The sequence below is a fragment of the Rhodococcus sp. MT28 genome, assembly GCF_058792695.1.
The window spans coordinates 609,974-631,337 of sequence record NZ_JBXAFD010000003.1 but is presented as its reverse complement, the minus strand read 5'-3'; the positions used below and the strand labels follow the sequence as shown (position 1 = coordinate 631,337).

Sequence of the window (21,364 nt, the reverse complement as noted above, 5' to 3'; positions counted from 1 at the left end):
GCGTCGGACTGCTCGCAGAGAAGCTCGGCCGCGGTGGGACTACCGTAGGACTGTCGCCTAGAACTCGAGGAGTACGGAATGAGCATCCAGTCGGTTGAACCGCACCGCCACCGCGTAGTGGTGATCGGTTCCGGCTTCGGAGGATTGTTCGGCACTCAGGCTCTCAAAAAAGCCGATGCCGACATCACGATGATCGCGCGTACAACCCACCATCTGTTTCAGCCGCTCCTCTATCAGGTTGCGACCGGCATCCTCTCGGTCGGTGACATCGCTCCCGCCACGAGACTGGTGCTGCGCAAGCAGAAGAACGCACAGGTACTGCTCGGTGAGGTCGAGACCATTGATCTCGAGAATCAGACCGTGACCTCGCGCCTGCTCGAACGCGTCACTGTTACGCCGTTCGACAGTCTGATCGTGGCAGCCGGTGCCGGTCAGTCGTACTTCGGCAACGACCAGTTCGCGGAGTTCGCCCCCGGAATGAAAACGATCGACGACGCCCTCGAACTGCGCGGACGAATCCTTGGGGCCTTCGAACAGGCCGAACTGTCGGACGATCCCGCCGAGCGTGCGCGCTTGCTCACCTTCGTCGTTGTCGGCGCCGGCCCCACCGGCGTGGAGTTGGCCGGGCAGATCGCCGAGCTTTCCCGTCGAACGCTGGACGGCGCGTTCCGCAAGATCGATCCTCGTGAAGCGCGCGTCGTGCTCCTCGACGGCGCCCCTGCCGTGTTGCCCGTGTACGGCGGGAAGCTCAGCCGCAAGGCTGCCGAGACGCTCGAGAAGCTCGGCGTCGAGATCCAGCTCGACGCGATGGTCACCGACGTGGACAACGACGGTCTGATCATCAAGGAGAAGGACGGCACGCTTCGCCGTATCGAGTCGCAGTGCAAGGTGTGGTCCGCCGGCGTGCAGGCCAGCCCCCTCGGCAAGCAGCTCGCAGAACAGAGCGGCGGAGAAACCGACCGCGCCGGCCGCGTCATGGTCAATCCCGACTTGTCTCTGCCCGGGCACCCCAACGTCTTTGTCATCGGCGACATGATGTCGCTCGACAAGCTGCCCGGATTGGCTCAGGTTGCCATGCAGGGTGGCAAGTACGCGGCCAAGCAGATCAAAGCGTCACTGGACGGCAAGTCCCCGTCGGAACGAGTTCCGTTCAAGTACTTCGACAAGGGCAGTATGGCAACGATCTCGCGCTTCAGCGCGGTAGCCAAGGTGGGCAAGCTCGAGATCAGCGGCTTCATCGGGTGGGTTGCCTGGCTGGCAATTCACCTCCTCTACCTCGTCGGATTCCGTTCCCGTGCCTCGACGCTGTTGTCATGGGCGGTGACGTTCTTCGGGCGTGGCCGTGCTCAGATGGCGTCCACCGAGCAGCAGGTCTTCGCGCGAAACGCGATGGGCGAATTGGAGAAGAAAAACAAGGAAGCGACGGAGTCCGGCAGCGCTTCGAATGGCGAAGCCAAGAAGGCTGCCGGCAAGCAGCAGAAGGCCGCCGGCTGATCAACACCTGAGTGACCGGCGGAGGGCGGCTGTGGAGTTCAACTCCACAGCTGCCCTCCGTCATTCGATCGACTGCCGTGTTGTCAGTTTCCGATCTTCGCCACCTCGGTGATGTTCGCGAGGCGAACCTGTCCCTTGGAAACGAGTCGGTCGTTCTCGTCGGTGATGCGAACTTCCCAGAGTTGCTGGGTGCGTCCGCGATGAATCGGGGTGGCTTCAGCGGTGAGAGTGCCCTCCCGCGTTGCGCGCAGGAAGTCGGTGTTGTTGTTGACTCCGACCACGTGTCCTCGCTCACCCAGCCACACGGTGCCACCGACGCTGGCGAGAGACTCCACCACCGAGCAGTACACACCCCCGTGCTGTATCCCGGCGGGCTGGTGCAGCGTGGGCTTGACGGTCCATTGCGCCCGCACGCGATCTGGGCTCAGTTCGGTGTATTCCAGGCCGATGGTGGCGTCGAAGCCCGTTCCGAGCCGTTTCATCATCTCTGCGGTCTCAGCAGTGTCGACCATGCCATCTCCATCTGTGATTCTCTGGCGCCGGTGTGGCTGCCACTCCCTACCTGATTACACGAGAGGTAACTCGAGCTTGGAATCAGGTCTGGAAAAAGAACCGGCGGGTTTCACATCATTCGATGTGAAACCCGCCGTGGGAAGGACCGGGAGTCTCTGCAGCCCTCAGGACTCCGGCGCGGTCCGGCAGTTTCGTCACTCTCGCGGGGTGTAGCTCTCCGCGCGGTGTTCCACAATCATAGGCAAGGCTGACCTAATTTAGCAAGCCCTTCGTCGAACTGGTTCCAACGAGGACGTAGCGAGACCTTGCGGCGTGCACGCACGGGCAGTCCGGCGGCGACAAAAGCGTCCAGCAGCCCCTGCCCGCGGCGCTGAGCGGCTGATTCGCCCCCGCCGGCCAAGATGGGGACATATGCCGCTGCGCCCAGGATCGACTCCCCTACCAAGCCCCAGAATCTGAACTGGTCGACGGGCGCACACCTGGAGACGGCGTCGTAGATCGCCCGTAGCGAGGTCAGGCAACGGTGCGCGGTCCAGACGAGGAGCGCTTCTTCGCACGGCATGTCGACGACGCCGTCACTGCCGGACTCCCGTCCGTTCGGCGCGACGCGCAGAGTTTCGTCGATCACCCCGGCCCAGTCGATACCGCCGTCGCTGTCCATGTGGATGAACAGGTTCTCGAGGCCTGGATCCCAAGCGGCACCTTCGGAGACGATCGATGCGGCAACCCTGCCGACCACAGCGTGAATCAGTGATGTTGCGACCTGTATCGCCGCAGCTTCGGCACTGTCGAGATCCTGGAGCGAGCGGGCGAACATCTGATGCACCCGATCCCCGCACAAGCCTTCACTCAACTGCCACCAACGCCGTTTGCCTTCACCTGACATGGCGGCAACCGCGTAGACGCGCGGGTAGTCAGGGTTGAGTGCTCGTAGGCGAACGCTGGTGCGGCTCAATGCGTTCGACCGGAGTTCGAATTCACGAACATCCGCATGCTGGGTGGTCAAGGTGATTGTCACCGTGCACTCCAATCGGCCGAAGTTGTCTTGTGGTTCTTAATGTAGGTTAGCCTCACCATAATTCAAGAGTAAAGAACTGTGACGCTGGGCACCGCATATTCACAGGAACTTGCCCCGCAGGGATCACACCCACATAGGGTTCCGTAACCTAAGATGCGAATTCCCTGCGCACAAAGACCAGGAGCTCGAACCGCCAGTGACGATGATCAAACCGCTCGGGAACGGACATCCCCGAGGACCCAGCGAGACGTACGGACGGCGCATAGTGCCGCGCGGCCCGGCTCCTGTCCGAATGCGTGTTCTAGCTGGGATTTTCGACGCGGGGGTGTTCCTGCTTCCGTTGCTCGTCGGCTGGTACGTCGTTCAGTCGCTCCGAGACGAGAACGGTGGCGGCGAAGCCGACCGCGCAGTATTCGGTGGGACGGCAATAGCCATTGCCGTTGGTCTCCTCGTGTGGAACCTGGGATTCCGCGAAGGTGCCACAGGCCGGACCTCGGGAAAGGGATGGGTAGGTCTGGTCACGCGTGACGCGAAGACAAAGCAGCCCATCGGTGTTCGCCGGGCTCTGCGCAGGCCGTTCGATCGAACCGGTATCGAGGTGGTCCGTGAAAGCACGGCGCGCGAAGAAGGGTTCGAGGAACTCGCGCGCGACAACAGCGTCGGGGCAACTCGTCGACGCCGGCTGATCGGTCTAGCGGTGCTCACGGTTCTTCTCGCGCTCGTCATGCTCGCGAGCATCGCGGTGGGCGCACGTCCGCTGACGTTTGCCGAGATCTTCCACGCCATCTTCAGTTCGGACGGCACCCAGACGGACATCATCGTGCGAACGTTGCGCGCTCCGCGGACCATCCTGGGTCTTGTCGTCGGCATCGCACTCGGTATCGCCGGCGCCCTGATTCAGGGACACACGCGTAACCCGTTGGCAGATGCCGGACTACTCGGCCTCAACGCCGGCGCGGCTTTCTTCGTAGTCATGGCGATCTATCTCTTCGGCTTCACCGCACCGAGTCAGTACCTCTGGTTCGCGTTTGCAGGATCGTTCGTCGCCAGCATCGTCGTCTTCGGCTTGTCCTCCATCGGAAACGGCGGCGCAAGTCCTCTGAGTCTGGCTCTGGCGGGCGCGGCCGTCGCGTTCTTCCTGCAAGCCATGACCAACGCCGTGATAATCCTCGACCAGACGAGCCTGGACGCCTACCGTTTCTGGGTAGTCGGGTCGGTGTCCGGTCGCGGGTTCGACGTTCTCTGGCAGGTCCTCCCCTTCCTGATACTCGGGTTGGTCATCGCCCTGGCGAGTACGCCTGGTCTCAATGTCCTCAGCCTTGGTGAAGACGTCGCAAAAGCGTTGGGAACGAACATCGCGTTCAGTCGCACCCTCGGCATCATCGCGATCACCCTGCTGACCGGCGCCGCGACCGCAGCGTGTGGACCTATCGCGTTCATCGGATTGGTGGTCCCCCACGTGGCCCGGGCCATCACCGGACCCGACTATCGCTGGCTGGTCCCGTACGCGGGCTTGCTCGGTGCGGTCATGTTGATCACCGCGGACATCATCGGTCGCGTAGTCGTGCGCCCCGGCGAGTTGCAGGTCGGAATCATCCTGGCCCTCTTCGGCGCCCCGTTCTTCATCGCTCTCGTACGCCGCAGGAAGTTGGCAAGTCTGTGACGCTCAAGCAAGAACTCCGGGTACTCCCCCGGACCGTCCCCTCACGTAAGTCGATTCGTATCGGTGGATTCTCGCTGGTCTACCGTCCACTCGCGGTGTCGGTGTGCATTGCGCTCGCGGTCGCACTCTTCCTTCTGCTCTGCATCAACATCGGACGCGGCGACTATCCGATCTCGATCCCCGATGTCATTTCCGTCCTGCTCGGTAATGGAAGCAAGACACAGAACCTGATCGTCTTCGATCTCCGACTTCCTCGATCGCTCACCGCACTCTTCATCGGCATGGCACTCGGTATTGCCGGTGCGGTCACCCAGACGATCGCTCGCAACGCCCTCGCCAGCCCCGACATCCTCGGAATCACGGCCGGATCGAGTGCTGCCGCGGTTGCTCTCATCGTGCTCGGTGGTGGCGGGTCGTTCGTGGGACTGCTTGCCACACTGGGGATTCCGTTGGCTGCACTCTGCGGCGGCCTACTGACAGCAGTGGTGATCTACGCCTTGGCGTGGCGCAAGGGCGTCGAGGGGTTCCGCCTCATCCTGATCGGTATCGGCATCAACGCCATGCTGGTGGCAGCGACGGGATGGCTCCTCATCTCGGCGGACATCAACGATGCTTCCCGCGCACAGGTGTGGCTCAACGGTTCGCTCAACGGTGCCACCTGGAATCAGATGTGGCCGGTAGCCATCGCTGTCGCGGTAGTCGGCGGCTACGCGGTGATCGCTTCGTTCACCATGGGAGCGCTGCGGTTGGGCGACGACAACGCCACCTCTCTCGGTGTTCGCTTGCAATCATCGCAGGCCAAACTGTTGCTCTCCGCCGTGGCGCTGGCCGCCATCGCAACCGCCGCAGCAGGTCCGGTCGGCTTTGTCGCCCTGGCTGCGCCACAGGTCGCCATGCGTCTGGTGCGCTCTGCCGGCCCGCCCATCGTGGCGTCCGCGCTGACCGGTGCTGTACTGGTGGTCGGCAGCGACGTCATCGCTCGAACAATTCTGCCTGTGGAACTCCCCGTCGGAATCGTGACTTCCGCACTGGGTGGTCCGTTCCTGCTCTACCTGTTGGTTCGTAACAATCGGAAGGTCACAGCATGACCACCATCGCCCAGTCCACCGATACTCCTTCGCGTCTCGTCGCCAAGAACCTGACGCTCGGGTACGGGGACCGCATCATCGTCGACGGACTCGATCTCGAGATCCCTACCGGCGTGATCACGACGGTCATCGGCCCCAACGGTTGCGGCAAGTCGACGCTCCTGCGTGCGCTCGGTCGTCTGCTCAAGCCCAAGGGCGGATCGGTTGTCCTGGACGGCAAGGCGATCAGTTCGATGAAGACCAAGGAAGTCGCACGGGTGCTCGGAATGCTCCCCCAGACTCCGGTTGCGCCCGAAGGACTCACGGTCGCCGATCTGGTCTCACGTGGGCGCCACCCGCACCAGTCGTGGATCAGGCAGTGGTCCGCGGACGACGAGGGCGAGGTCGCCGAAGCGCTGGAGCTGACCGGTGTCTCGGATCTCGCCGATCGACCCGTCGATCAATTGTCCGGCGGTCAGCGCCAGCGAGCCTGGATCTCGATGGCTCTCGCCCAGGGAACCGACATTCTGCTTCTCGACGAACCGACTACCTATCTGGACCTCGCGCACTCGATGGAAGTCCTCGACCTGGTGGATCAACTCCACGAGGAAATGGGGCGCACCGTGGTGATGGTGCTGCACGACCTCAATCTCGCGGTCAGATACAGCGATCATCTGATCGTGATGCGCGACGGCGCCGTCGTCGCTTCTGGTGTCCCCAAGGACATCATTTCCGCGGAACTTCTGCTCGAGGTGTTCGGTCTCGAAGCTGCGGTCATCGACGATCCCGTCTCGGATCGGCCGCTGATCGTTCCGATCGGTACCCGGCACGTGTTCGGCGCCGTCGGCGGGCCGGCAAAGCCTGCGTGACGATCGCGAATCAGCGACCCAGAATCGTCCGAACAAGTTTGAATCCTTGACCGATCGTCACGGTCGGCAGGTACGCCCGTCCGACCGCGTTCCCGATGCTCGGCAACGCGGCTGGATCGGCGAAAGTCATGTGCATCGGCACGTACCGAGGCTGGAACTTCGATTTGAAGGCCAACAGCGAACGAAATCCGTACACCGGTTCCAGGGTGCGACCGAGTAGGTCGAGCACGCTGTCCATCATCGCCGAGAAAGTCGTGGCCTCCGGTTCGTTCGCATTCCTCTCGGAGTCACCGGCGATTGTTGCCAACGGTGCACCGGACAGACTGAGGAACTCGACGCCCTCCTCCTCCAATTTCAGTGCAGCGGAGGCGATGAGGAACTCCATCGCGGGACGGAATCCTTCGGAGCGTCGCCTCATGAAGTCGAGTGTCCACCCGACGACTTTGCCGTCGCGGTACACCGGTAGCCACGACGTGACACCGTGCACGGTGCGATCCTCGTCGACGGCGATCAGGCACCGCACTTGTTCGTCGTCGACCTCGTCGAGTCCGCCGAGGGTGAATCCCATCTCGGGCATCCCCTTGTCCGCCACCCATTCCTCCGAGATCGCAACTATCTGATCCTTGATCGCGAGAGGTGCATGAGGGAAGGAAATCCACTCGGCCGTGATCCCGGACTTCTTCGCCCGGTTCAGTGCTGTTCGCACATCCTGGAACCGCTTTCCTGTGAACGCGACCTGTCCGAGGTCGAGCACGGTTTCCTCGGCGACCTGCAGGCCGCTCCAGCCCATGGAATCAGTGATGCTTCGGGCGTCGTCGGTCACTGAATAGAAGCAGGGAATCCAACCGTTCGACGACGCGAACTCGGCAAACTCCTCGATCGCCGTGCGCATGCGATCTGGAGGACCGACCGGATCACCGGTTGTGAGAGCAACACCGGCGATGACGCGATACGCGACGTAACTCGAACCGTCCGCGCTGAACCAGTATGTGTTTCCCTTCCACGTCGTCATCCAGGACAACGGGCTGCCGGTACCGGCGATCAACATGGATCGTGCTCGTTCGGCGGCTTTGGGATCGGCGGTCTTGACCGGCTTGAGGAAACTCACGAACACCAACACGGCGGCGACGCCCCAGAACACGACGCCGGTCCACTCGAAGAGCAACGTCGACTCGATGTCCACGGGAAGCAGACGCGGATCGATCAACTGCAGGTACACGGGCGGTACAAGGCGCTGAGGGAAGTCCGCGAGCAACATCGTTACGGTGGGCTCGCGATCGAACCCGTGCCTGGCGAGCATTCCGCCGCCGACGTAGATCACGGCGAGGACCGCGAGCAAGGTCACGATCGCAGCACCGAGACGTCGGTATGTCTTGGCCGGGGCCGCGACGTCGAAGTATCGACGTGTCGCGATCAGCAGGATCAGTACGAAGAGCGGTGTCAGGAACGGCACCAGAGTTCGGTACACGTTCGGATCGCTGATTCCGTAGAACAAGCTGTCACTGTCGACGGCGTCGACGAACCTGATGACGAAGTTCCCGATCGAGAGGACGAGTAGGACTACCTGAGCACACACTGTCGCAATCCAGGCGAATCTGCGGCCACGACGGAGCCCGTCACTCAACACGAGAACGAAGATCGACGGCATCAGCGAGAGCAGAGTCGGGCCGATACCGGAGAGTCTGAGCTCGAGGAGTCCTCGTCGGCAGTCCGGATCCGACGAGGACTCCTCGCACAGTTCTCGAACCTCGGCGACAGTCCAGGGAACTCCGCGGAAGAGGTCACGGAGGACCGCGAGTGGGCCGACCGCCTGCGGGGACAATGCGGCGATCATCGGGCCGATCGCACTCGCCGCGACGACGATGGCGACCAGGACGCGACCCTCTCGCTGTGTCCCGGCGATGCGCTCACCGCGCGCCGATCGTCCGACGATCCACTGACCGATCACCAAACCCACCACAGCGGCAAAGAATCGGATGACGTCTTGCAGCTGACCACTGAACAAGGCCAAAGTGATCGTCAACGCCAAAGTTCCGACGCGAATGCGACGGCGCCACAGGGTGCCCATGTTCGAGCTGGCGGCCATCGCAGCGCCGACGATCCATGCACTGGCTCCGACCGCGGAGCCCACGTGGAGGCGGAATCCCCAACTGGAATCGAACACCTTCGCAAACGACGCCCAGCCGAGCCCGAGCAGGACTCCCAAGATTTGAGTGCTTGCGCCGGCGATCGCAAGCTTGATCGTTCCCATTCGGCGTTCGAGGGGTGCGGCGACTGCGATCAGGAGCACGGTCGCGCCGAGGTACCCGAGCAGGTTTCCTGCCCACAGCACGGACGTGAGCGGAGTCCAGATGCGGCCGTGCTGGATCGAGCCCATTCCGGCACCGATCGTGTGCTCGAGATCGCGGGACGGTCCGTGAACGAGGCTGCCGGTTGCGGCACCCACGATCCACATGGTGAGAAGTAGAACGACCGTCAACGGTGCGTCGCGAATGCCGAAACGGATGATGCCGACAGCTTTCTGCGTGACTACCCGCGCCCGTGATGTCGATTCTTCGGTGCCCGGCGAACTGTCGATCGTCATCTACGTGCGGCTACTTTCTGCGGATCGACTGTTGGCTTGCAATTATCGGGCATCGTCATTGTCGGGAATTCCGTCGTCTCACACCACCGTAACCGTCACGCAGATCACTATGGCCAATACCACACCCCCACCGAGGTGGTTACTACTACCAGTAGTACGTATTTCGTCGTGGAAGTCCGTAGAATCGAAGAATGGCAGGTCTAGGTGAACTCGAACGTGCGGTGATGGATCACTTGTGGTCCACATCGGAACCGCAAACTGTGCGACAGGTGCATGAAGCACTCGCGACGCATCGCGAATTGGCGTACACGACGGTAATGACCGTTCTGCAGCGCCTGGCGAAGAAGCATCTGGTGATTCAGCAGCGTGACGATCGCGCACATCGCTATCTTCCCGTCAACAAGCGCGAAGAACTGGTCGCGAGTCTGATGGTCGACGCGCTGGCCCAGGCTCCGGAGTCCGGCGGTCGCGCCGCGGCGCTCGTCCACTTCGTGGGACAGGTCAATGCTGACGAAGCCGATGCTCTCCGCGAGGCGCTCGCTGCCCTCGAGGTGCGCGAGTCCGCGAAAAAGGCTGCGCAGCCCGGAATTTCTAGGCCGAACTGATTTCGTCGTGCATGATGTGTAGGACATGAACGCCACTACTGCACTGGTTTTCGGACTGCTTGCCTTGTTGCTGGCCGGTCCGGTTCCCGCACTCCTGAGCCGCTCCACGTGGCCGTACCGCGCTCCACGCGCGGCGTTGGTCCTGTGGCAAGCCGTCGCAATTGCTGCGGTGTTGTCGGCATTCAGCTCGGGCCTGGCCATTGCCAGCCAGCTGCTCGTTCCCGGCTCTGACGGTAGGCCGACGACGGCCCCGACCGCCGAAATCGATGCACTCGGGCTCCCACTGTGGATTCTGTACGTGGTTGTTTTTGCCCTGACGCTCCTGATCGGCGCGAAGCTGATCTTCTCGATCATCCAGGTCGCTGTGCGAACCCGACGTCGCCGTGCACGTCACCGCGTGTTGGTGGACCTTCTCGACGACTGCGCCATGCCCGCGTCGGTGGAACGCACACCCGATCTGCGGGTACTGGACGTCGACGAACCGATCGCATACTGCCTGCCAGGTCTGCGTCAACGCGTGGTTCTCAGTCAAGGCACTCTGCAGAACCTCGATCATGCCGAGGTCAAAGCCATCCTGACGCACGAGCGTTCCCACCTGCGAGCTCGTCACGATCTGGTCCTCGAGGCTTTCACTGCCGTCAACCACGCGTTCCCCCGTTTCGTTCGTAGCAAGTCGGCCCTGGGATCGGTGCAGCTCTTGGTGGAGTTGCTCGCCGACGATTCAGCCGTGCGGGCTACCGGTCCCACTCCCCTCGCGCGGGCGCTTGTCGCGTGTGCCGGATCGACGGCACCCCGCGGGGCAATGGCAGCGGGCGGGCCGTCGACGCTCATCCGAGTGCAACGCCTCTCGGCCGACGACGCAGATCCCCGCATCGCAGTTTTTGCGTATCTCGGGGCGGTCGCGATTCTCGTTGTTCCCACGGTTGCGGTGGCTGTGCCCTGGCTCACCGAACTTCGACTGCTTTTCAACGCATACTGAGTCTTGACCTGCGTAACCCCGTGTAGTAGTGCAGGTCACAGGCGGGGCTACCTGACTTCGGCGTCCCCGGTGGCGTAGAGTGGATCACGGCCACCATCGTGGTCCGTCAACATATAACGGCACACAGCCCAATTCCCCGCAGTATGCGTTCGGATTGCCAGGTGACATGTGCCCTGGCTCGTCCCTTTGCGAACTGTGTCGTGTATTTCAGCATGGCTTTTTCTGCTCCGCGACGTGCCCGTAGTCCGGAGAGGTTTCCGCGTGACCAACGCTGTCCAAATGTCGTCTTCCGAGAACATCGAAGACCCCACCGTCAACACCCCCGCTGCCGAAGAAGCAGTCGCCACCGAGCCGGGTATCACCTTCGCCGAGATCGGCCTGCCCGAGCAGCTTGTTGCCGCATTGGCGCGCAACTCCATCACCGTCCCGTCCCCCATCCAGGCGCAGTCCATCCCGGACGCGCTCGCCGGAACCAACGTTCTCGGCCGCGCACAGACCGGATCGGGCAAGACCCTCGCCTTCGGCCTGCCGATGCTGACCCGCCTCTCACGCCACGAAGATCGCCCGGCCGCCAAGCGTCCCCGCGCACTCGTGCTCGTCCCCACCCGTGAGCTTGCTTTCCAGGTGGTCGACTCCCTCAACTCCTACGCCGGAGCACTCGGACTCACGGTTCGCCCCGCTGTCGGTGGAACGCCGTTCGCCAAGCAGGTCGATCAGCTTCGCCGCGGCGTAGACGTCCTCGTCGCAACGCCGGGTCGTCTCGGCGACCACCTGCGTCAGGGCACCTGCATCCTCGACTCGGTGGAAATCACCGCACTCGACGAAGCCGATCAGATGGCGGACATGGGCTTCCTGCCCGAGGTTCGCTCGATCCTCGGTGAGACCCCCGCAGACGGACAGCGTCTGCTGTTCTCGGCAACCCTCGACCGTGAGGTCCAGTCGCTGGTTCGTCAATTCCTGGCCAACCACGTCACCCACTCCACCGAAGACGGCCGCGCAAGCGTCGACACGATGGAGCACTACGTCCTCCTCGTCGATCGTGGACAGAAGGATTCAGTCCTCGCCGAGATCGGTGCCCGCGACGGACGCACCATCATGTTCGCCCGCACCAAGCTCGGTTGCGAGGGAATCACCGACCGCCTCCGCGCAGTCGGCATCGCTGCCGAGTCGCTTCACGGCGGCAAGGCACAGAACCAGCGCACCCGCGTCCTCGAGCGTTTCAAGAACGGCCGCACCCCGGTCCTCGTCGCAACGGACGTCGCAGCACGCGGAATCCACGTCGACGGCATCGACCTCGTCGTTCACGTCGATCCCCCGGCCGACCACAAGGACTACCTGCACCGCGCTGGTCGTACCGCTCGCGCCGGCGAGAAGGGCACCGTTGTCGCCATCGTGCTGCCGAACCAGAAGCGTCAGTTCAAGCGTCTGACCGGTATGGCCGGCGTCAATGCCGCAGCCGTTGCCGTCACCCCGGGTTCTGCTGAACTTGCTCGCATCACCGGCGCCAAGAAGCCGACCGGAGAACCGTTGCGCGAGAGCTCTTCTCGTGGCGAGCGTTCCTTCGGTGATCGTGGTGGAAGCCGTGGCGGCTACCAGGGCAACCGCTCGTCCGGTGGATACCAGGGCAACCGCTCTTCGGGTGGCTACCAGGGCAACCGCGACGGCGAGAGCCGCGGCGGATACCAGGGTGATCGCTCCAGTGGTGGTTACCAGGGCAACCGCGACAGCCGCCCCTCGACCGGATACCAAGGAAACCGCTCTTCGGGTGGCTACCAGGGCAACCGCGACGGCGAGAGCCGCGGCGGATACCAGGGCAACCGTTCGTCCGGCGGATACCAGGGTGATCGCTCCAGCGGTGGTTACCAGGGCAACCGTGACAGCCGTCCGTCCTACGGAGACCGCGACAGCCGCCCGTCGACGGGTTACCAGGGCAACCGCTCGTCGGGCGGATACCAGGGAAGCCGCGACGGCGAGAGCCGCGGCGGATACCAGGGCAACCGTTCGTCCGGTGGTGGATACCAGGGCAGCCGTGACAACAACCGCTCGTACGGCGATCGCGACAGCCGCCCCTCGACCGGCTACCAGGGCAACCGCTCCTCCGGTGGATACCAGGGAAACCGCGAAGGCGGCGACAACCGTGCAGCCTCGACCAGCGGTGGCGGCTTCCGCAGCCGCACCGACCGTCGTAGCTATGACGGATTCGACGGCCCGAAGCGCGATCAGCGGTAATACCTGCGCTGAGCTGCGGCTCGACAACTGAACACTGAGAACCTTCCGGCTGTGCCGGAAGCTGTATCGAGACGGATGCAGGTCACTGCAATTAAAGTGATCTGCATCCGTGTTTTGTATGCACGGTCTGATGTTCACGCGCGTCGCGGCCGCACCGTTTTCGGCTGCGCACAGCGCAGGATTTCACAGCCGCGGACCGAGAGGGAAAGCTGTAAGCATGTCAACCACTAGCACCGAATCACCCCGAGCTCAGATCGGCGTCACCGGCCTGGCCGTCATGGGTTCGAATATTGCCCGCAATTTCGCCCGCCACGGTCACACCGTTGCCCTGCACAACCGCAGCATCGCGAAGACCGATGCCCTGATCGCCGAGCATGGTTCCGAGGGCGATTTCGTGCGCACCGAGACCGTCGAGGAGTTTGTTGCCGCACTTCAGAAGCCGCGACGCGTCCTGATCATGGTCAAGGCCGGCGCCCCGACCGATGCTGTCATCGAAGAGCTCGCAAACGCCATGGAGCCCGGCGACATCATCATCGACGGTGGCAACTCGCTCTACACCGACACGATCCGTCGTGAAGCGGCGATCCGCGCCCGCGGACTGCACTTCGTCGGCGCCGGTATCTCCGGTGGCGAAGAAGGCGCACTCAACGGTCCGTCGATCATGCCGGGCGGCCCGAAGGAGTCCTACGAGGCTCTCGGCCCGCTTCTCGAGTCCATCTCCGCTCACGTCGACGGCACCCCGTGCTGCACGCACATCGGCCCCGACGGCAGCGGTCACTTCGTCAAGATGGTGCACAACGGCATCGAGTACGCCGACATGCAGCTCATCGGCGAGGCGTACAACCTCTTCCGCGACGCTCTGGGCTACGACGCCGGTCAGGTTGCCGACGTCTTCACCGAGTGGAACAAGGGCACCCTCGAGTCCTACCTGATCGAGATCACCGCCGAGGTGCTCCGCCAGGTCGACGCCGAGACGGGCAAGCCGTTGGTCGACGTCATCGTCGACGCTGCCGAGCAGAAGGGAACGGGCCGCTGGACGGTCAAGTCTGCTCTGGATCTGGGCGTGCCGGTCACCGGCATCGCCGAGGCCGTATTTGCTCGCGCACTGTCCGGTAGCCGCAATCAGCGCGCCGCAGCTCAGGCGCAGGGTCTGGCTGCCGGCTCTCTCGGCGACAAGCCTGCTGACGCCGCGCAGTTTGCCGCCGACATCCAGGCCGCGCTGTACGCGTCGAAAATCGTGGCGTACGCGCAGGGCTTCGATCAGATCGCTGCCGGCAGCGCCGAGTACGACTGGAACCTCAAGCCTGCCGACCTGGCGACGATCTGGCGCGGTGGCTGCATCATCCGTGCGCAGTTCCTCAACCGCATCAAGGACGCGTTCGACGCCGATCCGAGCCTGCCGAGCTTGATCCTGGCGCCGTACTTCCGCGAGGCCATCGAGGCAGGCATCGACAGCTGGCGCCGCGTGGTCGCCACCGCGACGATGCTCGGCATTCCGGTACCTGCGTTCGCGTCCTCGCTGTCGTACTACGACGGTCTCCGCGCGGAGCGTCTGCCGGCCGCCCTGACTCAGGGTCAGCGCGACTTCTTCGGCGCGCACACCTACGAGCGCATCGACAAGCCGGGCAAGTTCCACACACTGTGGAGCGGTGACCGCAGCGAAATCGAGGCCTGATTCACAGCGGGTATCGGTAGATGCGGTCATCTGCGTCTACCGATACCCGGTAGCCTGGACAAATGCAGGAATCGACGATCGACTCGCCCACCTCGACCGAAGGGCGTTCGTTCGTCGACCTCGGAATCCCCGCCGTGATGGTGCACGCGTTGCGCCGAAGCGGCATCGATGCCCCCTTCCCCATTCAGTCGGCAACCATCCCCGATGTTCTTGCCGGTCGGGATGTACTCGGGCGCGGTGCGACGGGTTCCGGAAAGACTCTGGCCTTCGGGCTTCCGATGCTGGTGCGCCTCAAGGGTGGGGCGAGCAAGCGGAATCGTCCGCGCGGTTTGGTGCTCGCTCCCACCCGTGAGCTGGCGATCCAGATCCACAAGGCACTCGACGACGCCGCTACCGAGATCGGTTTGCGTGTGGCAAATGCGGTCGGGGGCGTTCCGATCAAGCGTCAGGCCGACATCCTTGCCCGCGGCGTCGATCTGCTGATTGCGACCCCCGGGCGCCTGCTCGACCTACTCGAGCAGAAGTCGGTGATTCTCGACGACGTCGTGATCACGACCATCGACGAAGCCGACCACATGGCAGACATGGGTTTCATCGACGAGGTTGCGAAGATTCTCGACACGACTCCGAAAGACGGTCAGCGTCTTCTCTTTTCGGCGACACTCGACGGCAAGGTCGACGATCTGGTCGCGGGTTACCTGCGCAATCCGGCGTCGCACTCGACTGCTCCCCCGGTTGCGACCGTCTCGACCATGGAGCATCACCTGCTTTTCGTCGACCGCGACGACAAGAGATCCGTTGTCGCACATATCGCTTCGCGCGCGGGGCGGACCATCATGTTCGTCAAGACCAAGCACGGTGTGGATCGTCTTGCGCAGCAACTGCATTTGATCGGCGTCTCGGCCGGGGCTCTGCACGGCGGCAAGACGCAGAACAATCGGACCAAGACCCTCGCGTCGTTCTCCGACGGGACAACACCGGTCCTGGTCGCCACCGATGTCGCCGCGCGCGGAATCCATGTCGACGACGTGACGCTCGTCGTTCACGTCGATCCCCCGGCCGAGGCGAAGGACTACCTGCACCGGGCCGGCCGGACGGCACGCGCCGGGGAATCAGGCGTCGTCGTCACCATCGTCACCGACGAAGAACGTGATTCGGTCGAGAAGTTGACCAAGCAGGCAGGCATCAAGGTTCACGGTGTGCGGGTTCGTCCTGACGATCTTGAACTCACGCGCATCACCGGTGCGATGGAGCCGACGGGAATTCCGGTCGAGGCTCCCGATACGACGGTTGCCGTCAAGCACACCGCCAAGCGTGGCCGTCAGGAACACGACACTGCAGGCCGGACCGCTGCCGGAGGCCGGATGAAGAAGGACGGCGACAAGCGCGCCGCCTCCTCGCGGCGCGTCACCGATCCGAAGAGTGTGAAGAAGATCCGTGCGGACGGCACTCCGGTCCCGACCCGTTCGGAGCGTCTGGCGTCCAAGGGCTTGACCCCGCGTCGCGGCGCACCCGGCGCAGGAAAGCCGTCTGCCGGAAATCGGGCGGGCAAGCGCGCACACTGAGGGAATGGGTGATCTTCCACTGATCTCGGTTCTCTGCGCACTTCTCGCTGCACTGCTCTTCGCGTGCGCTTCGGTCGCTCAGCAACGGGCGGCGTCCGCGGTTCCCGAGGGCGAGGCGTTGGTGGCGTCGTTGATTCGCAGTCCTCGGTGGTGGGCCGGGCTGATCGGTGACGGCGGCGGGTACGTCATGCAGGCCGTTGCACTGTCGTTGGGTTCGGTGTTGGTGGTGCAGCCGCTGATCGTGACCTCGTTGCTGTTCGCGCTGCCTCTCTCGGCCAAATTCTCGGGAATCCGCATCACCCGTTCCGCGTGGTCACTGGCGATCATGCTCGCGATTTCCTTGGCGATCTTCCTCGTCGTCGGCGATCCCACCGAGGGAGACAGCAATGCTCCATGGTCGGATTGGGCTGTGCCCCTGACGATTACGGTCGCAGTGGCCGTGGCCGCAACTGTCGGCGGCTTGTCCAAACTCGACGGCGGCTGGCGCGCACTGCTTCTCGGCTCTGCGGCAGGCATCTTCTACGGCGTCGCCGTCGCATTCACCAAGTACGTCACCGACCTACTCGGCCACGGCGTCATCGGGGTGATTTCGGCATGGCAGACGTGGGCGCTGATCGCCTCGGGCGCAATCGGGGTCTACCTGCAACAGCGCGCGTTCCAGGTCGGGCCGCTGTCGGCGTCGCTACCCGCCCTGACGATCGGCGAGCCGATCGCGGCCATCTTCCTGGGGATGACAGTGCTCGACGAAGGCCTCCGCGTCGACGGTCCCGGAATTGCTCTCATCGGGTGCGCCGTCGCCGTCATGATCATGACCACGATCGCCCTCTCCCGCTCACAAGCGCGCGATACCGAGGGCGCTACGGCGGAATCGACGGTAGGCTCGTGAAACGTGCAGTTCCTCGAAGGGCAACGCCCCCCATACGACCTGACCTACGACGACGTCTTCCTCGTCCCTAACCGGACCGAGGTCACCTCTCGGTTCGACGTCGATCTCAATTCTTCCGACGGATCCGGAACGACCATTCCCGTCGTGGTCGCCAATATGACCGCAGTCGCCGGCCGCCGCATGGCGGAGACTGTCGCCCGCCGCGGCGGACTGGTCATCATTCCGCAGGACGTCCCCACCGAAGCTGTCGCCGAGACCGTGGCGTTCGTCAAGAGCCGCCACCTCGTCGCCGATACGCCGGTCACGCTGAGTCCGGACGACGCCGTCTCCGATGCGCTGGCGCTGCTTCCCAAGCGCGCTCACGGCGCGGTCGTGGTGGTCGAGGACGGTAAGCCTCTCGGTGTCGTCACCGAGGGTGCCTGCGCGGATGTCGATCGGTTCACTCGCCTACGTACCGTCGCGATCACCGACTTCGTCACGGCCCCGGTCACCGCCACACCGCGTGAGGTCTTCGAACTGCTCGAAACCAAGCACGATCCGCTGGCGGTCATCGTCAACGAAGACGGGACTCTTGCCGGCGTCCTCACCCGCACCGGCGCGATCCGTGCCGGCATCTACGACCCCGCAGTCGACGAGCGCGGCGCACTCCGGGTCGCTGCGGCGGTCGGTGTGAACGGTGACGTGGGCGCCAAGGCCAAGGCACTCGTCGACGCCGGTGCCGACGTGATCGTCGTGGACACGGCTCACGGTCACCAGCAGAGAATGATCGATGCACTGACCACCCTCAAGGCGCTCGATCTCGGCGTCCCGTTGGTCGCAGGCAACGTGGTCTCCGCACAGGGAACCCGTGATCTGATCGCCGCAGGCGCGGACATCGTCAAGGTCGGCGTCGGACCCGGAGCCATGTGCACGACTCGCATGATGACCGGCGTCGGACGCCCGCAGTTCTCGGCCGTCGCGGAATGTGCTGCAGCGGCACGTGAGCTCGGCAAGCACGTCTGGGCCGACGGCGGCGTTCGACACCCCCGCGACGTTGCACTCGCCCTCGCGGCGGGCGCGTCGAACGTCATGATCGGCTCGTGGTTCGCCGGCACGTACGAGTCCCCCGGCGATCTCAAAGTCGATCAGGCGGGCAACGCGTACAAGGAGAGCTTCGGTATGGCCTCCAAGCGCGCTGTTGCCGCTCGCACAGCCACCGAAACGGCTTTCGATCGCGCCCGTAAGGGATTGTTCGAGGAAGGCATCTCCAGTTCGCGGATGCGTCTCGATCCCGAGCGCCCCGGAGTCGAGGACCTGATCGATCAGATTTGTTCCGGCGTGCGCAGTACCTGCACGTACGCGGGTGCGCGCTCTCTCGAGGAGCTGCACGAGAAGGCCGTTCTGGGCGTGCAGTCCGCCGCCGGATTTGCCGAAGGACGGCCGCTTCCGTCTGGTTGGTGAACCACGTTCTGTGACTGTCGGCGGGTGCTCGGGTCCCTACTCCCGGGCACCCGCCGGTATCATTGGATCCGTAAACAGAAAACAAAACTCGGTCGGGTGCCCTTCGGCGACCCGACCGAGCCCGCTACAGCCGAGAACTACTCGGCTCTGACGAAAGGAACCCGGTGCCCGAGGCACCCACACACTTACCCGGCGCTACACCCGTCGTTTTATCCGAGGAATCTTCTGATTCCGCCGGTTCGGAGGGCTCCTCTAGCGAGCCGGGAGACAAACCCGGCGGCCCCCGTGCACATCTCAGGTGGCGATGACACATGGACATCGTTTTCACCATTCTCAGCCTGGTCGGCTTCATCGCGCTGACTGCAGGCACCGCCCTCTTCGTGGCGGCCGAATTCTCACTGACCGCGCTCGAACGCAGCACCGTCGACGAAGCTGCTCGTGGCGGCGACCGACGCTCGCGGCAGGTTCAACACGCGCACAAGACTCTTTCGTTCCAGCTCTCCGGCGCTCAGCTGGGCATCACGATCACAACCCTGATCACCGGTTACCTGGCCGAGCCGGTCCTGGCACGGTTCATCACACCGGTCACGAAGGCCGTCGGGCTCAGTGAATCCGCGGCCTCGACAACGTCTTTGATCCTGGCGCTCGTGATCGCGACCTCGTTCTCCATGATCTTCGGTGAGCTCGTACCGAAGAACCTCGCAATCTCCAAGCCGATGCCCACCGCCCGCGCGACTGCGGGCCTGCAAGCAGGGTTCTCGCTGATCTTCCGGTGGGCCATCAACGGCCTCAATGGAACCGCCAACTGGATCGTGCGACGCCTGGGCATCGAACCCGCGGAGGAATTGCGCTCCGCGCGATCACCGCAGGAACTCGGGTCCCTCGTGCGGACGTCCGCGCAGCGCGGGTCCATCGACAAGGGCACGGCGATGCTCGTCGACCGTTCACTGCAGTTCGGTGACCGCACGGCAGAAGAGCTGATGACTCCGCGAGTGAAGATCGAATCGCTGGAACTCTCGGACACCGTCGCAGACCTAATCGTGACGGCGTCGCGGACCGGCTATTCGCGCTTCCCGGTCGTTCGCGGCGATCTCGACGACACGGTCGGCGTCGTACACATCAAGCACGCGTTCACCGTTCCGGCCGAACGTCGGCGCACGACGCGCGTCGACAGTCTGGCTCAACGTGTTCCCGTCGTGCCGTCGAGCCTGGACGGGGACACCGTCATGGAGCGAATCCGCTCCGACGGCATGCAGGTTGCGCTCGTCGTCGACGAGTACGGCGGAACTGCCGGCATCGTCACGATGGAAGACCTCATCGAGGAAATCGTCGGCGATGTGCGCGACGAACACGACGAACCCGAACTCGACGTGCAGCGCGTCGGCGACGGATGGTCGTGCTCCGGTCTCCTGCGCATCGACGAGGTCACTTCGGCTACCGGGTACACCGCTCCCGAAGGCGACTACGACACGCTCGGCGGCTTGGTGCTCACCGAACTGGGCCGCATCCCCGACGAGGGTGACGAGGTGGAATTGCCCGACGTCGACTCGTCCGGTGATTCGCGCGGAAAGTGGATTGCACGAGTGACCGGCATGGACGGCCGCCGTATCGACCGGGTGACCATCACGCCGGTCCCCGCTTACGTCGAACCCGAATCCGCAGACGACAGCAAGAAGGAGTCCGACGATGAATAACCTCTTCGGTGTACTCCTCACCGTCGTGCTGCTCGCCGGCAATGCATTCTTCGTCGGTGCGGAGTTCGCACTGATCTCCGCACGACGTGACCGCCTCGAAGCACTGGTCGCGCAAGGCAAGAAGCGGGCGCTCACAGTCATCAAGGCCGGTGAGAACCTCTCGCTCATGCTTGCGGCGGCTCAGCTGGGCATCACGATCTGCTCGATCCTCCTCGGTAAGGTCGCCGAGCCCGCCATTGCGCACCTCCTCGAGGTGCCGATGGAAGCCGTCGGCCTGCCCGACGGATTGCTGCACCCGATCTCGTTTGCCATCGCGCTGTCGCTCGTCGTCGTGCTGCACATCCTGCTCGGCGAGATGGTGCCCAAGAACATCGCGTTGGCCGGCCCCGAGAAGACGGCCATGCTGCTCGTTCCCGTGCATCTGGCGTTCATCAAGATCGCTCGCCCGATCATCGCGTTCTACAACCTGTGCGCGAACGGAGTGCTCAAGCTCCTGCGCGTCGAACCCAAGGACGAACTCGACGTCACGGTCTCGGCGGTGGAGTTGTCCGCGATGATCGGTGAATCGCGATCCGAAGGTCTGATCGACGCCGAAGAACACCGGCGGTTGAAGCAGGCACTCGAATCGACCGATCGGACCGTCTCCGAGGTCCTGATCACTCTCGACAAGGTGCGGACCATTCCCCTCACACCGTCGGGAACAACACTGGGTGAGATCGAGCGTGCGGTCATCGAGACCGGATACTCGCGTTACCCGGTGCGAGCGAGCGACGGATCGCTGGCTGGGTACGTGCACCTCAAGGACGTGCTCGACGAGGTGCTCGACGAGGCCGCTGGACCGGACACCGTCGTTCCGACGTCGGATATCCGGCCGCTGCCCATCGTTCCGCTCAGCACACCGCTGGCCGAAGCGCTGGCCGGCCTTCGTCGGGCCAGCTCGCACCTCGGCGCTGTCACGGACGCTGACGGAGTGGTGATCGGTATCGTCGCGCTCGAGGATCTCCTCGAGGAGTACGTCGGAACGGTCCGCGATGGCACGCATCGCGGCACGGATGCTGTTCCCGGACAAAGAAACAGCTGATC

16 protein-coding genes are annotated in these 21,364 nt (G+C 63.8%); 13 read left to right on the top strand and 3 right to left on the bottom strand.

Features of this window, described 5'->3' with window-relative positions:
• Window positions 1-78 precede the first annotated feature (78 nt).
• Window positions 79-1,494: an NAD(P)/FAD-dependent oxidoreductase gene (locus tag AC1Q6C_RS15630; RefSeq protein ID WP_003944885.1), complete on the top strand. Its 1,416-nt coding sequence runs from the start codon at window positions 79-81 to the stop codon at window positions 1,492-1,494.
• Window positions 1,495-1,577: 83 nt separating this feature from the next.
• On the opposite strand, the gene AC1Q6C_RS15625 is transcribed toward AC1Q6C_RS15630, so the two are convergent.
• Together AC1Q6C_RS15625 and AC1Q6C_RS15620 are read right to left on the bottom strand one after the other, a co-directional pair.
• Window positions 1,578-2,006, bottom strand: coding sequence for a PaaI family thioesterase (locus tag AC1Q6C_RS15625; protein WP_003945020.1), 429 nt, complete (start codon window positions 2,004-2,006; stop codon window positions 1,578-1,580).
• 236 nt (window positions 2,007-2,242) lie between these two features.
• Window positions 2,243-3,025, bottom strand: coding sequence for a hypothetical protein (locus AC1Q6C_RS15620; RefSeq protein ID WP_003944809.1), 783 nt, complete (start codon window positions 3,023-3,025; stop codon window positions 2,243-2,245).
• 202 nt (window positions 3,026-3,227) lie between these two features.
• On the opposite strand from AC1Q6C_RS15620, the gene AC1Q6C_RS15615 reads away from it, so the two are divergent.
• From AC1Q6C_RS15615 to AC1Q6C_RS15605, 3 genes are read left to right on the top strand one after another with little or no spacing between them, the layout of a single operon-like run.
• Window positions 3,228-4,688, top strand: a complete 1,461-nt coding sequence (locus AC1Q6C_RS15615; RefSeq protein WP_073512408.1) for a FecCD family ABC transporter permease — start codon at window positions 3,228-3,230, stop codon at window positions 4,686-4,688.
• On the top strand, window positions 4,685-5,776 hold the full coding sequence (locus AC1Q6C_RS15610) for a FecCD family ABC transporter permease (RefSeq protein ID WP_003944960.1): 1,092 nt from the start codon (window positions 4,685-4,687) through the stop codon (window positions 5,774-5,776). The genes AC1Q6C_RS15615 and AC1Q6C_RS15610 overlap by 4 nt, the downstream gene beginning before the upstream one ends.
• Window positions 5,773-6,624: an ABC transporter ATP-binding protein gene (locus AC1Q6C_RS15605; RefSeq protein WP_003945031.1), complete on the top strand. Its 852-nt coding sequence runs from the start codon at window positions 5,773-5,775 to the stop codon at window positions 6,622-6,624. The genes AC1Q6C_RS15610 and AC1Q6C_RS15605 overlap by 4 nt, the downstream gene beginning before the upstream one ends.
• Before the next feature lie 10 nt (window positions 6,625-6,634).
• On the opposite strand, the gene AC1Q6C_RS15600 is transcribed toward AC1Q6C_RS15605, so the two are convergent.
• Window positions 6,635-9,208, bottom strand: a complete 2,574-nt coding sequence (locus AC1Q6C_RS15600) for a bifunctional lysylphosphatidylglycerol flippase/synthetase MprF (RefSeq protein ID WP_058038790.1) — start codon at window positions 9,206-9,208, stop codon at window positions 6,635-6,637.
• Window positions 9,209-9,399: 191 nt separating this feature from the next.
• Here AC1Q6C_RS15600 and AC1Q6C_RS15595 point away from each other — a divergent pair, with 191 nt between their 5' ends.
• The 9 genes from AC1Q6C_RS15595 (at window position 9,400) to AC1Q6C_RS15555 (ending at window position 21,362) form a co-directional block, all read left to right on the top strand.
• Entirely contained in the window at window positions 9,400-9,813 is a 414-nt protein-coding gene (locus AC1Q6C_RS15595) for a BlaI/MecI/CopY family transcriptional regulator (protein WP_003944876.1), read from the top strand.
• 25 nt (window positions 9,814-9,838) lie between these two features.
• On the top strand, window positions 9,839-10,792 hold the full coding sequence (locus AC1Q6C_RS15590; RefSeq protein WP_492666687.1) for a M56 family metallopeptidase: 954 nt from the start codon (window positions 9,839-9,841) through the stop codon (window positions 10,790-10,792).
• Window positions 10,793-11,053: 261 nt separating this feature from the next.
• Window positions 11,054-13,021, top strand: coding sequence for a DEAD/DEAH box helicase (locus AC1Q6C_RS15585; protein WP_161120773.1), 1,968 nt, complete (start codon window positions 11,054-11,056; stop codon window positions 13,019-13,021).
• Window positions 13,022-13,238: 217 nt separating this feature from the next.
• A complete protein-coding gene (gene gnd, locus AC1Q6C_RS15580) occupies window positions 13,239-14,696 on the top strand; it encodes an NADP-dependent phosphogluconate dehydrogenase (RefSeq protein ID WP_065455743.1) in 1,458 nt (485 codons plus the stop codon).
• A 62-nt stretch (window positions 14,697-14,758) separates the two neighbouring features.
• The gene (locus tag AC1Q6C_RS15575; protein WP_003944962.1) at window positions 14,759-16,261 is read left to right on the top strand and encodes a DEAD/DEAH box helicase; all 1,503 of its coding nucleotides are present in this window, start codon (window positions 14,759-14,761) and stop codon (window positions 16,259-16,261) included.
• 4 nt (window positions 16,262-16,265) lie between these two features.
• Window positions 16,266-17,147 carry a DMT family transporter gene (locus AC1Q6C_RS15570; RefSeq protein ID WP_492666686.1) on the top strand — a complete coding sequence of 294 codons (882 nt, stop codon included), beginning with the start codon at window positions 16,266-16,268 and terminating at the stop codon, window positions 17,145-17,147.
• Between the two features lie 3 nt (window positions 17,148-17,150).
• Window positions 17,151-18,587, top strand: coding sequence for a GuaB1 family IMP dehydrogenase-related protein (locus AC1Q6C_RS15565; protein WP_030536381.1), 1,437 nt, complete (start codon window positions 17,151-17,153; stop codon window positions 18,585-18,587).
• Window positions 18,588-18,898: 311 nt separating this feature from the next.
• A complete protein-coding gene (locus AC1Q6C_RS15560; protein WP_003944847.1) occupies window positions 18,899-20,281 on the top strand; it encodes a hemolysin family protein in 1,383 nt (460 codons plus the stop codon).
• A complete protein-coding gene (locus AC1Q6C_RS15555) occupies window positions 20,274-21,362 on the top strand; it encodes a hemolysin family protein (RefSeq protein WP_003944826.1) in 1,089 nt (362 codons plus the stop codon). The genes AC1Q6C_RS15560 and AC1Q6C_RS15555 overlap by 8 nt, the downstream gene beginning before the upstream one ends.
• Window positions 21,363-21,364 lie beyond the last annotated feature (2 nt).

What these genes read in the sequence shown, in the direction of transcription:
- AC1Q6C_RS15630 (WP_003944885.1), top strand. Translation starts at nt 79, where the DNA reads ATGAGCATCCAGTCGGTTGAACCGCACCGCCACCGCGTAGTGGTGATC.
- AC1Q6C_RS15625 (WP_003945020.1), bottom strand. Translation starts at nt 2,006, where the DNA reads ATGGTCGACACTGCTGAGACCGCAGAGATGATGAAACGGCTCGGAACG.
- AC1Q6C_RS15615 (WP_073512408.1), top strand. Translation starts at nt 3,228, where the DNA reads ATGATCAAACCGCTCGGGAACGGACATCCCCGAGGACCCAGCGAGACG.
- AC1Q6C_RS15605 (WP_003945031.1), top strand. Translation starts at nt 5,773, where the DNA reads ATGACCACCATCGCCCAGTCCACCGATACTCCTTCGCGTCTCGTCGCC.
- AC1Q6C_RS15600 (WP_058038790.1), bottom strand. Translation starts at nt 9,208, where the DNA reads ATGACGATCGACAGTTCGCCGGGCACCGAAGAATCGACATCACGGGCG.
- AC1Q6C_RS15595 (WP_003944876.1), top strand. Translation starts at nt 9,400, where the DNA reads ATGGCAGGTCTAGGTGAACTCGAACGTGCGGTGATGGATCACTTGTGG.
- AC1Q6C_RS15590 (WP_492666687.1), top strand. Translation starts at nt 9,839, where the DNA reads ATGAACGCCACTACTGCACTGGTTTTCGGACTGCTTGCCTTGTTGCTG.
- gnd (WP_065455743.1), top strand. Translation starts at nt 13,239, where the DNA reads ATGTCAACCACTAGCACCGAATCACCCCGAGCTCAGATCGGCGTCACC.
- AC1Q6C_RS15575 (WP_003944962.1), top strand. Translation starts at nt 14,759, where the DNA reads ATGCAGGAATCGACGATCGACTCGCCCACCTCGACCGAAGGGCGTTCG.
- AC1Q6C_RS15570 (WP_492666686.1), top strand. Translation starts at nt 16,266, where the DNA reads ATGGGTGATCTTCCACTGATCTCGGTTCTCTGCGCACTTCTCGCTGCA.
- AC1Q6C_RS15560 (WP_003944847.1), top strand. Translation starts at nt 18,899, where the DNA reads ATGGACATCGTTTTCACCATTCTCAGCCTGGTCGGCTTCATCGCGCTG.
- AC1Q6C_RS15555 (WP_003944826.1), top strand. Translation starts at nt 20,274, where the DNA reads ATGAATAACCTCTTCGGTGTACTCCTCACCGTCGTGCTGCTCGCCGGC.